Below are 11,654 nucleotides of genomic sequence, written 5' to 3' on the forward strand. Positions count from 1 at the left end.
TGGGAGAAGAACCCTCCCGGGTGTGAGGCCCCCCCCCCCCTCCCCCCCTCCCCCCCCCCCCCCCCCCCCCCCCCCCGCCCCTCCCCCCTGCGCCCCTTTCCTGGAGACCTCATGCACAGACCCCGCTTGCCCCTGGCAGGCGTACTCGCGCTCGTGGCCGCCCTGTTGACGACCGGCGCGGCCACGGCCGCCGGGCCGCCGGCCGAGCCGCGGGCCTCCGTCGCCGCCGACACGTACGCCTGGAAGAACGCCCGTATCGACGGCGGCGGCTTCGTCCCCGGCATCGTCTTCAACCGCGCCGAGAAGAACCTCGCCTACGCCCGCACCGACATCGGCGGCGCCTACCGCTGGGAGCAGGCGACGAAGTCCTGGACGCCGCTGCTCGACTCGGTCGGCTGGGACGACTGGGGCCACACCGGCGTCGCCTCCCTCGCCTCGGACTCCGTGGACCCGGACAAGGTGTACGCGGCCGTCGGCACGTACACCAACGACTGGGACCCCGGCAACGGCGCGGTCCTGCGCTCCGCCGACCGCGGCGCGACCTGGAAGAAGACGGACCTCCCCTTCAAGCTCGGCGGGAACATGCCCGGCCGCGGCATGGGCGAACGCCTCGCCGTCGACCCGCACGACAACAAGGTCCTGTACCTGGGCGCGCCCAGCGGCAAGGGTCTGTGGCGCTCGACGGACGCGGGCGTGACGTGGGCGCAGGTCACGGCCTTCCCGAACCCCGGCACCTACCGGCAGGACCCGTCCGACACGTCGGGCTACGCCTCCGATCTCCAGGGCGTCGTGTGGGTGACGTTCGACGAGTCGACGGGCTCGGGCACGTCCCGCACGCGGACGATCTACGCGGGCGTGGCGGACAAGGACAACGCGGTGTACCGCTCGACGGACGCGGGCGCGACCTGGCAGCGCGTGGCAGGGCAACCCACCGGCTACCTCGCGCACAAGGGGGTCCTCGACGCGGAGAACGGCTATCTCTACCTCGCGTACAGCGACACCGGCGGCCCCTACGACGGCGGCAAGGGCCAGGTCTGGCGGTACGCGACGCGGACCGGGGAGTGGAAGAACGTCAGCCCGGCCGCGGAGGCGGACACGTACTACGGCTTCAGCGGGCTGACGGTCGACCGGCAGCATCCGGGCACGGTCATGGTGTCCGGCTACAGCTCCTGGTACCCGGACACGATGATCTTCCGCTCCACGGACAGCGGCGGTACGTGGACGAAGGCGTGGGACTACTCCTCGTACCCGGACCGAACGAACCGCTACACCATGGACGTCTCCTCCGCACCCTGGCTGACCTGGGGCGCGAACCCGGCGCCGCCGGAGCAGTCACCCAAACTGGGCTGGATGACGGAGGCGCTGGAGATCGACCCGTTCGACTCGGACCGGATGATGTACGGGACGGGCGCGACGATCTACGGGACCGAGAACCTCGGGAAGTGGGACACCGGCGGCACCTTCTCCATCACCCCGATGGTGCGGGGCCTGGAGGAGACGGCCGTCAACGACCTGGCCTCCCCGCCCTCGGGCGCGCCCCTGCTGAGCGCGCTCGGCGACATCGGCGGCTTCCGCCACACGGACCTGACGAAGGTTCCGCCGATGATGTTCACGAACCCGAACTTCACCACCACGACGAGCCTGGACTTCGCCGAGTCGAAGCCGGACACGGTGGTGCGCGCCGGCAACGCCGACTCGGGCGCGCACCTCGCCTTCTCGGCCGACAACGGCGCCACCTGGGCTCCGGGCAGCGACCCTTCGGGGGTGACGGGCGGCGGCACGGTCGCGGTGTCGGCGGACGGTGGGCGGTACGTGTGGAGCCCGGAGGGCGCGGGCGTGCAGACGGGCTCGGGCTCGTCGTGGACGGCGTCGAGCGGGGTGCCGGCGGGCGCGGTCGTCGAGTCGGACCGCAAGGATGCGAACACCTTCTACGCCTTCAAGGCCGGGACGTTCTACGTCAGTTCGGACGGCGGGGCGACGTTCACGGCGAAGGCGTCGAGCGGGCTCCCGGCGGACGGGCCAGTACGGTTCAAGGCGGTGCCGGGCGTGCGGGGTGACATCTGGCTGGCGGGCGGTTCGACGAAGGGCGCGTACGGGCTGTGGCACTCGACGGACGGTGGCGCCACGTTCACCGAACTCGCGAACGTCGACGAGGCGGACACGATCGGGTTCGGCCGGGCGGCGCCGGGCGCGACCTACCAGACCTTGTTCGCCAGTGCGAAGATCGGCGGCGTCCGGGGCATCTTCCGCTCCACGGACGCGGGCGCCTCCTGGACCCGGATCAACGACGACGCCCACCAGTGGGGCTGGACGGGCGCGGCGATCACGGGCGACCCGCGGGTCTACGGCCGGGTGTACGTGTCGACGAACGGGCGGGGCGTCGTCTACGGGGACACGGCGGACACCCCGCCCCCGGGCGACGGCGGCTCGGGGTCGTCCGCCTGCGCGGTCACGTACAAGGTCACCAACGAGTGGCCGGGCGGCTTCCAGGCGGACGTGACCCTGACGAACAAGGGCACGACGGCGTGGGACGGCTGGTCCCTGTCCTGGACCTTCCCGGACGGCCAGAAGCTGACCCAGGCGTGGAACGCGGCGGCGACCCAGTCGGGTCCGGCGGTGACCGCGCGGAACGTCGGCTGGAACGCCAAGGTGGCGGCGGGTAGTTCGGTCGCCTTCGGCTTCACGGGGAGCCGGCCTGCGGCGAACGGGGCGCCTTCGGCGTTCACGGCCGGCGGGAAGGAGTGCGCGGTCGGCTGACGGCCGCTACCGCAGCACCCGGCCGGGCACCCCGGCGCGGCCATGACGACGGCGAGCGGCTCGGCGATCACGTGCCGGGCCGGCTCGAACGCCTGGTGGTGGACGTACAGCTGACGCCGGGGCGTGCAGGCGCCCGGCGTCAGCGGTGTGCGGCAGAGGGCCGAGGGACTCCCCGCCACACTTGTTCCTTCATCCCCGCGCCCCGGAACGGATGCACTCCCCCGGCCGGAACTTCCGCGGGGACGGCGGCTGCCCCGCACCGGAGCAGCCGCCGCGAGCTCTCTCAGGGTGTGATGACCGTCGGCCGCGGCGCCGTAGCCATTCCCGCGCCGATGTGGAAGCTCGGGTGCGGCGGCTGGTTGTAGGCCGTGTTCTGCCATGACAGGGCCGTGCGGTACTGGGTGTCGTGGAGGAGTGTGGTGATGCGGGTGGAGGTTTCCAGCGGGGTCGAGTAGATGCGCAGAGCCGTGTTGTTCGTTGTGGGCCAGACGACTTCCTCGCGCCAGTCGCCGAGGATGTCGCCCGACAGGGCCGGTGTCGCCTTGGTGCTGTTGTTGGAGTGGACGCCCGAGCCCGTGAGGAGGCGGGTGTCGGAGGCGGTGCCGTACTTGTCGATGTGCGTGCCGTCGAGGAGTTCGCGGGTGGTGTCGCCGTCCCACCAGGAGAGGAAGTTGGCGGAGGACGGCTTGCGGGAGTTGACGACCGTGCCCTTGGGGTTGCGGATGCCGGACTCGGACGACGACCAGGACTCGGCGCCCGCGCTGCCGGACCAGATGTCGTCGGAGACGCCGCGGCCGTTGTCGCCGTTGGAGGGTGTCGACCAGATGACGGCGCCGGTCCGCGCGTCGGCCAGCCAGGACGACGGCTTGGAGCTGTCCTCGTCGACCTTGAACTCCTCCAGGCCCGCCCGGGACGGGTCGAGGTCGCCGACGTGCATGGCGTCGCCGTGGCCGTTCTTCGTGGTCCACAGGGCGGAGCCGTTGTCGTCGACGGCCATCGCGCCGTAGACGATCTCGTCCTTGCCGTCGCCGTCGACGTCCGCGACGGAGAGCTGGTGGTTGCCCTGCCCGTCGTACCCCTTGCCGCTGTTGGTCGAGGAGCTGGTGTCGAACGTCCAGCGGCGGGTGAACTTCCCGTCGCGCCAGTCCCAGGCCGCGATCACGGACCGCGTGTAGTAGCCGCGCGCCATGATCAGGGAGGGGCGGGCGCCGTCCAGGTAGGCGGTGCCCGCGAGGAAGCGGTCCACGCGGTTGCCGTACGCGTCGCCCCACGAGGAGACCGTGCCGCGTGCGGGGACGTAGTCGACGGTGCCCATCGCCGCGCCCGTCCGCCCGTCGAACATCGTCAGGTACTCGGGGCCGGACAGGACGTAGCCGCTGGAGTTGCGGTGGTCCGCCGAGGCGCTGCCGATCACCTTGCCCTGGCCGTCGGTCGTGCCGTCGGCCGTCTTCATGGCGACCTCCGCCCTGCCGTCGCCGTCGTAGTCGTACACCTGGAACTGGGTGTAGTGGGCGCCGGAGCGGATGTTCTTGCCCAGGTCAGCGCTCCACAGGCGGGTGCCGTCGAGCTTGACCGCGTCGACGATGGTATTGCCGGTGTAACCGGACTGCGAGTTGTCCTTGGCGTTGGTGGGCTGCCATTTGAGGACGAATTCGAGGACGCCGTCGCCGTCCAGGTCACCTACGGAGGCGTCGTTGGCCTCGTAGGTGTAGGCGACGCCGTCGGGGGTGGTGCCGCCCGCGGGCGGGGTGATCGGTACGTCCTTGTAGCCGGTGCGGAACTGGATCGCGTGCGCCGAGTCGGCCTGTTCGGCGCCACCGACGATCGCGCGGACCGTGTAGTCGGCGGAGCTCGGGGCGCCGGAGTGGAAGTAGTTCGTGGAGCCGGTGATCGGCGTCGGATTGACCTTCGTACCGGCGCGATAGACGTTGAAGGAAACGTTGTCGGGGTCCGTGCCGAGCCAGCGCCAGGTGATCAGGTTCCCGGCGTCGGTGTGCACGCTGACCAGGCCGCGGTCGAGCTTCTCGGCCTGCCGGGCGGTGGCCGCGGACGCGTGGTCGCTGGGCAGCAGGGTGAGGCCCGCGGCGGCGAGCGCGGCGGCGGTGGTCATGGCGAGCAGCGGTCGGCGGGGTCTGCGGTGGGGGTGCGGTCGGCGCATGCGAGGGCTCCTGGGGGTAGGGCCGTGCGGGCGGGTCACGCTCCGTCAGTTGCCGCTGGGGCCCGGTTGGTTGCCGCTCGCGGGCGATTTCGCCGATAGCGCCGCGCACGCCGCGATCCGCGCCCGCGGCTCGACGGGGTTGAGGACCGCTTGACTTCGCGTGCGCTTCAACACGTTGACTCCGTCCCACAGCCCGGCCCGCACCCGGCGGCCGGGGCCCGTGAGGGGGAGCTCCGCATGAAGTACCGCACCATCGGTTCGGATCCGGCGACGCGCCGCGAGGTCAGTGTGCTGAGCCTCGGCACGATGCTGTTCGGCACGGTCACCGAGGAGAGGACGGCGTTCGCGATTCTCGACCGGTACGTCGAGGCGGGCGGCACGTTCATCGACACGTCGGACAACTACGCGTTCTGGCAGACCGGCAGCGTCGGCGGTGAGAGCGAGACGGTCCTCGGAAACTGGCGGCGCAGCCGCGGGATCGGCGACGAGATCGTCATCGCCACCAAGCTGGGCGCGGCGCCCCTCGCCCCCGGCACCGGTTACGTCGACAACGCCGAGGGGCTCTCCCCGGCGGCGATCCGGTCGGCCGTGGCGGGCAGCACGGCCCGGCTCGGCATGGAGCGGCTGGATCTGCTGTACGCGCACATCCCCGACCCCGAGGTCGAACTCGCCGATACGGTACGGGGGTTCGGGGCGCTGGTGAACGAGGGCACGGTCGGGCTGCTCGGGGTGTCCAACCACTGGGCGTGGCAGGTGGAGCGGGCCAGGGCCATCGCGCGGGCCGAGGGGCTGCCGGGGTACGAGGTGCTTCAGTACCAGCACAGCTATCTGCGGCACCGGATCGATACGCCGAGCCAACTGTCCCTGGACGGGGAGCTCGGCACGGCCGACGGGAATCTGCTCAGCATGGTGCGGGCCGAGCGGGATCTCACGCTCGTCGCGTACTCGCCGCTGCTCGGCGGGGCGTACGTCCGGGACGACAAGCCGCTGAGCGCGGGCCACGATCACGGCAGTACGCAGCCCAGGCTCGCGGCGCTGCGGGAGGTGGCGAAGTCGGCGGGGGCCACCGTCAACCAGGTGGTGCTGGCCTGGATGATCGGGGCCCAGGTGCCGGCGGTCCCGCTCGTCGGGGCGTCGTCGGTGGCGCAGATCGAGGAGAGCCTGGCCGCGGTGGACCTGGAGCTGACGCAGGACGAGCGGGCCCGGCTGGACGCCGTCTGATCCGGCCCGGCCCCCGCCCCGCACCTGGTGCGGGGCGGGGGCCGGGGCGGGTCAGTGCGCGCCGTGGGCCGGGGCCAGCGCCTCGACCCTGTGGGCGAGTTCGAAGTCCTTCACCGTCACGGCGCCGCCCGTGTCGTGCGTGTGCACCGCGAGGGTTACCGTGTTGTAGCCGAGGGTGAGGTCGGAGTGGTGGTCCAGCTCCTCCTGGGTCTGCGCGATGTGCACGACGAGGGCGGTCGCCGCGAAGTGCGTGCCCAGGCGGTAGGTGCGGGTGATACGGTCACCCTCGAGCGACCAGCCGGGGAGCTCGGCGAGGCGGTCCTCGATCTCTTTCAGGGAGAGCGGTTCTGTTGGCATGACCCCAGCGTGCCACCCGCACCGCGTTACGGTCTCCCGATGACGACTGCGACGCGCAAGAACACGTCCGAAGTGGGCCGTCTGCTGCGGAGCTGGCGCGAGCAGCGGCGGGTCAGCCAGCTGGAGCTCGCGCTGCGCGCGGACTCGTCCGCACGGCACATCAGTTTCGTGGAGACGGGTCGGTCACGGCCGAGCGAGGAGTTGATCCTGCGGCTCGCGGAGCATCTGGACGTACCGATGCGGGAGCGCAACGCCCTGCTGCTGGCGGCGGGTTACGCACCGCGCTTCACCCGGACCCCGCTCGACGATCCGTCGATGGGCGCGCTGCGCGACGGTCTGGAGCGGCTGCTGCGCGGCTACGAGCCGTATCCGGCGCTGATCGTCGACGCGACGTACGACGTGGTGGCGACCAACCGCGGCCTCGCGGCGCTGATGTCCTCCCTGCCCGAGGAGCTGCTCGCGCGGCAGCCACTGAACGCGATGCGGCTCACCCTGCACCCGCAGGGGCTCGCGCCCCGGATCAGGAACCTGCGCGAGTGGCGCGGGCACCTGCTCGCGCAGATGGAGCGGCAGATCGCGCTGGCGCGCTCGGACGCGCTGCGGGAGCTGTACGAAGAAGTGGCGGCGTATCCGGTGCCGGAGGAGGCGCGCGGCTCCGGGCCGACCGAGCCGGTGCCGTACTTCGCGTTGCCGATGGTGATCGAGCACGACGGACACGTGCTGTCGTTCGTCTCGTCAATCTCCACGTTCAACACGCCGATGGACGTGACGGTCGCCGAGCTGGCCATCGAGACGCTGCTCCCGGCCGACCCGGCGACGGCCAAGTACCTTCAGTCCGAACTGGGTTGAGTCCGCGCGGCGCGCAGGGCCGTGTGCTGGAGCGCGGCGAAGGCGGCCACAGCCACGGCTTGGAGCACCACCCACACCGCGCCCGCCGTGGTCGGCGTGAGCCAGGCGAACAGGGCGACGAGGCTGAGCGTGGACCAGAGGAGGTTGGTCTCGATGACGACGCGGACGCCGAGGACCGGCGGGCCACTACGGGCCGCCAGGGCGGCGACGCCGAGACCGTAGGCGAGGAGGAGGGCGCCGAGGCCGAGGAGCAGGCCGCGGTCGATGCCGAGGAAGCGGCCGAGCGGCCCGGACGCGGCGACGTAGGCGAGGCCGTTCCCGGCGGTGACGGCGGCGTCCAGGGCGAGGAAGCGGCGTAGCCAGGCGCGGCCCCGCGCCGCTGTGCCCGGGTCGGTGGTCGTGGTGGTGGCGGCCATGCGGTTCACCCTCTGTCGGCTCGGCGGTCCCTGTCGTTCGGGTGACACCGAGCTTGCCCGCGCCCGCCGGGCCGGTCGATTACCTGCCAGGTCATGATCGCGCGGGGGCCATGCGGGTGACGCCCGTACGGCCCCGGCCGACATGTGCCCTCGCTGTTTCGCCCCTAGCGTGCGAAGGACGGCGACGCGAGGGAGCACACACGGTGACAGACACGACGCATCCCCCGACCGAGCCGGATGCCGCGCTGTTGCGGGCCGGGCGGTTCTTCCGGCGGGGCACGGCCTCCGACGACCTGCACAGTGTGCGGATCGAGGGCGGGCGCGACGGGGACGTCTTCTACCGGGACCGGTGGAGCCACGACAAGGTCGTGAACTCCACGCACGGGGTGAACTGCACGGGGTCGTGCCGGTGGAAGGTGTACGTCAAGGACGGCATCATCACGTGGGAGACGCAGCAGACGGACTATCCCACGGTGGGCCCCGACCGGCCGGAGTACGAGCCGCGCGGCTGCCCCAGGGGGGCGGCGTTCTCCTGGTACACGTACTCGCCGACGCGGGTGCGCTACCCGTACATCCGGGGTGTGCTCCTGGAGATGTACCGGGAGGCAAAGGCGCGGCTGACCGACCCGGTGCTGGCGTGGGCCGACATCCAGCAGGATCCCGACCGCCGCCGGAAGTACCAACTGGCCCGCGGCAAGGGCGGGTTGGTGCGGGCCACGTGGGACGAGGCCGTGGAGATCGTGGCGGCCGCGCACGTCCACACCATCCGTACGTACGGGCCGGACCGGGTCGCGGGGTTCTCGCCGATCCCCGCGATGTCGATGGTGTCGCACGCGGCCGGGACCCGGTTCATGTCGCTGATCGGCGCGCCGATGCTGTCGTTCTACGACTGGTACGCGGATCTGCCGGTGGCGTCGCCGCAGGTCTTCGGCGACCAGACGGACGTACCGGAGTCGGGTGACTGGTGGGACGCCGCGTATCTGATGATGTGGGGCTCGAACGTGCCCGTGACGCGGACGCCCGACGCGCACTGGATGGCCGAGGCGCGCTACCGCGGGCAGAAGGTCGTGGTTGTCGCCCCCGACTACGCGGACAACGCGAAGTTCGCCGACGAGTGGCTGCACCCGCACCCCGGTACGGACGGGGCGCTGGCGCTGGCCATGGGGCACGTCATCCTGAAGGAGTTCTTCGTCGACCGGCAGACGCCGTTCTTCACGGACTACGTCAAGAAGTACACGGATCTGCCGTTCCTGGTGACGCTGGAGGAGAAGGACGGCGGCTTCGTCCCGGCGAAGTTCCTGCGCGCCTCCGACCTCGGGCAGGGCGGGGAGGGGGCCGAGTGGAAGACGGCCGTCCTCGATGAGGCTACGGGGCGGCCCGCCGTGCCGAACGGGTCGCTGGGGTTCCGCTGGGCCGAGTCGGGCAAGGGCAAGTGGAACCTCGAACTGGGCGCTATCCGGCCCCAGTTGAGCTTGCACGGCAGCGAGGTCGCGGCCGGTGTGGAGGTGCTGCTGCCCCGTTTCGACACCGACGGCGGCACGCACGGGCAGGGCCGCGGCGACGTCGTCCGCCGGGGCGTACCGGCGACCCGGCTCGGCGGGCAGGACGGCCCGCTGGTCACCACCGTCTTCGATCTGCTGCTGGCCCAGTACGGGGTGGCCCGCGATGGGCTGCCGGGCGACTGGGCGGCCTCGTACGACGACGCGGACGCGCCGGGGACGCCCGCCTGGCAGGAGATCCACACCTCCGTGCCGGCCGCCAAGTGCGTGAAGATCGCCCGGGAGTTCGCGGACACCGCCGAGAAGTCGCAGGGCCGCTGCATGATCCTGATGGGGGCCGGCACCAACCACTGGTTCCACTCCGAGACCATCTACCGCAGCTTCCTCGCCCTGCTCCAGCTCACCGGCTGCCAGGGCAGGAACGGCGGCGGCTGGGCGCACTACGTGGGCCAGGAGAAGTGCCGTCCGGTGACGGGCTGGGCCTCGCTCGCCTCCGCGAACGACTGGTCGCGGCCGCCGCGCCAGATGATCGGCACGGCGTACTGGTTCACCAACACCGACCAGTGGCGTTACGACAAGTTCGGCGCGGACGTGCTCGCCTCACCGCTCGGCAAGGGCGCCTTCGAGGGGATGACGGGCGCCGACTGCCTTGCGCTGTCGGCGCGTTCGGGGTGGATGCCGTCGTACCCGACGTTCGACCGCAGCTCGCTGGAGCTGGGGGCGGGCGACGACCCGGTGAACGACACGGTCGCCGAACTCAAGGCGGGCACCCTGAAGTTCGCCTGCGAGGACCCCGACGCGCCCGAGAACTGGCCGCGGGTGCTGACCCTGTGGCGGGCGAACCTGCTCGGCTCGTCCGCGAAGGGCGCCGAGTACTTCACCAAGCACCTGCTCGGTACGCACTCCTCGCTGCGGGCCGAGGAGGCGGCGCCCGGCGAGCGGCCCACGACGGTGACGTGGCGCGACGAGGCGCCCGAGGGCAAGCTCGACCTGCTCCTCTCGCTCGACTTCCGGCAGACGTCGTCCACCCTCCTGTCCGACGTGGTGCTGCCCGCCGCGACCTGGTACGAGAAGCACGACCTGTCCTCGACGGACATGCACCCGTACGTGCACTCGTTCACGCCGGCCGTGGACCCGCCGTGGCAGGCCCGCACCGACTTCGACGCGTTCAAGGCGCTCGCGGAGAAGCTCAGCGAACTGGCCGTCGGCCACCTCGGTGTGCGCAAGGACCTGGTGGCGGCGCCGCTCCAGCACGACACACCGGGCGAGATCGCCCAGCCCGGCGGTGTCGTCCTGGACTGGCGCAAGGGCGAGTGCGAGCCGGTGCCCGGGAAGACGATGCCGAACCTCGTCGTCGTCGAACGCGACTACACGGCGATCGGCGCGAAGTTCGGTGCGCTCGGCCCGCTGGTCGAGCAACTGGGCCTGCCCGCCAAGGGCATCACGCTCAAACCCGACCAGGAAGTGGCGGAGTTGCGCGAGCGCAACGGTGTCGCGCACGGCGGGCCCGCCGACGGCCGCCCCCGCCTCGACACGGCGGTCAAGGCGGCGAACACGATCCTCGCCCTGTCCGGGACGACCAACGGCCGCCTCGCCACCCAGGGCTTCCACACCCTTGAAGCCCGGACCGGGCAGGAGATGGCGCACCTCGCCGCCGAGCACGAGGGCAAACGCGTCACGTACGCGGACACGCAGGCCGCGCCCGTCCCGGTGATCACGTCACCGGAGTGGTCGGGCAGCGAGTCGGGCGGCCGCCGGTACACGGCCTTCACGCTCAACACCGAGCACCTCAAGCCCTGGCACACGCTCACCGGACGCCAGCACTTCTTCATCGACCACGACTGGATGCACGAGCTGGGTGAGGCGCTGCCCGTCTACCGGCCGCCGCTCGACATGAACCGGCTGTTCGGCGAGCCACGCCTCGGACCGGACGGTGAACGGGAGGTGACGGTCCGTTACCTCACACCGCACAACAAATGGTCCATCCACTCCGAGTACCAGGACAACCTGTTCATGCTGGCGCTCTCCCGCGGCGGCCAGTCGATCTGGATGGCACCGCAGGACGCGGAGGCCATCGGCGTCGAGGACAACGACTGGATCGAGGCGGTGAACCGCAACGGTGTCGTCGTCGCCCGGGCGATCGTCTCCCACCGCATGCCGGCCGGCACGGTCTACATGCACCACGCGCAGGAACGCACGGTCGGCGTGCCCAAGGCGGAGACCACCGGCAGGCGCGGCGGCATCCACAACTCGCTGACCCGGCTCATCCTCAAGCCGTCCCATCTCATCGGCGGCTACGCCCAGTTGTCGTGGGCGTTCAACTACCTCGGCCCGACGGGCAACCAGCGCGACGAGGTGACGGTCATCCGGCGCCGCTCGCAGAAGGTGGAGTACTGA

Annotated in this window: 7 protein-coding genes; 4 read left to right on the forward strand and 3 right to left on the reverse strand. The window is 71.5% G+C overall.

The features are described from left to right. The first annotated feature begins 111 nt into the window (after positions 1-111). A complete protein-coding gene (locus ACZ45E_RS23395) occupies positions 112-2,757 on the forward strand; it encodes a cellulose binding domain-containing protein (RefSeq protein WP_468223465.1) in 2,646 nt (881 codons plus the stop codon). Between the two features lie 283 nt (positions 2,758-3,040). On the opposite strand, the gene ACZ45E_RS23400 is transcribed toward ACZ45E_RS23395, so the two are convergent. Further along, entirely contained in the window at positions 3,041-4,915 is a 1,875-nt protein-coding gene (locus tag ACZ45E_RS23400; RefSeq protein WP_468223467.1) for a rhamnogalacturonan lyase, read from the reverse strand. A gap of 237 nt (positions 4,916-5,152) precedes the next feature. Between ACZ45E_RS23400 and ACZ45E_RS23405 the strand changes: the two genes are divergently transcribed. Beyond that, entirely contained in the window at positions 5,153-6,136 is a 984-nt protein-coding gene (locus ACZ45E_RS23405; protein WP_468223470.1) for an aldo/keto reductase, read from the forward strand. A 51-nt stretch (positions 6,137-6,187) separates the two neighbouring features. On the opposite strand, the gene ACZ45E_RS23410 is transcribed toward ACZ45E_RS23405, so the two are convergent. After that, complete coding sequence (locus ACZ45E_RS23410; protein WP_468223472.1) at positions 6,188-6,493, reverse strand: 4a-hydroxytetrahydrobiopterin dehydratase; 306 nt, start codon at positions 6,491-6,493, stop codon at positions 6,188-6,190. A 39-nt stretch (positions 6,494-6,532) separates the two neighbouring features. Between ACZ45E_RS23410 and ACZ45E_RS23415 the strand changes: the two genes are divergently transcribed. After that, positions 6,533-7,342 carry a helix-turn-helix domain-containing protein gene (locus ACZ45E_RS23415; protein ID WP_468223473.1) on the forward strand — a complete coding sequence of 270 codons (810 nt, stop codon included), beginning with the start codon at positions 6,533-6,535 and terminating at the stop codon, positions 7,340-7,342. Here the strand turns inward: ACZ45E_RS23415 and ACZ45E_RS23420 are convergent. Further along, positions 7,324-7,758 (reverse strand): hypothetical protein, encoded by a 435-nt coding sequence (locus ACZ45E_RS23420; RefSeq protein ID WP_468223476.1) that lies wholly within the window; start codon positions 7,756-7,758, stop codon positions 7,324-7,326. The genes ACZ45E_RS23415 and ACZ45E_RS23420 overlap by 19 nt on opposite strands. 203 nt (positions 7,759-7,961) lie before the next feature. Between ACZ45E_RS23420 and ACZ45E_RS23425 the strand changes: the two genes are divergently transcribed. After that, a complete protein-coding gene (locus tag ACZ45E_RS23425) occupies positions 7,962-11,654 on the forward strand; it encodes a nitrate reductase subunit alpha (protein WP_468223478.1) in 3,693 nt (1,230 codons plus the stop codon).

The organism is Streptomyces sp. NPDC030991, assembly GCF_055571235.1.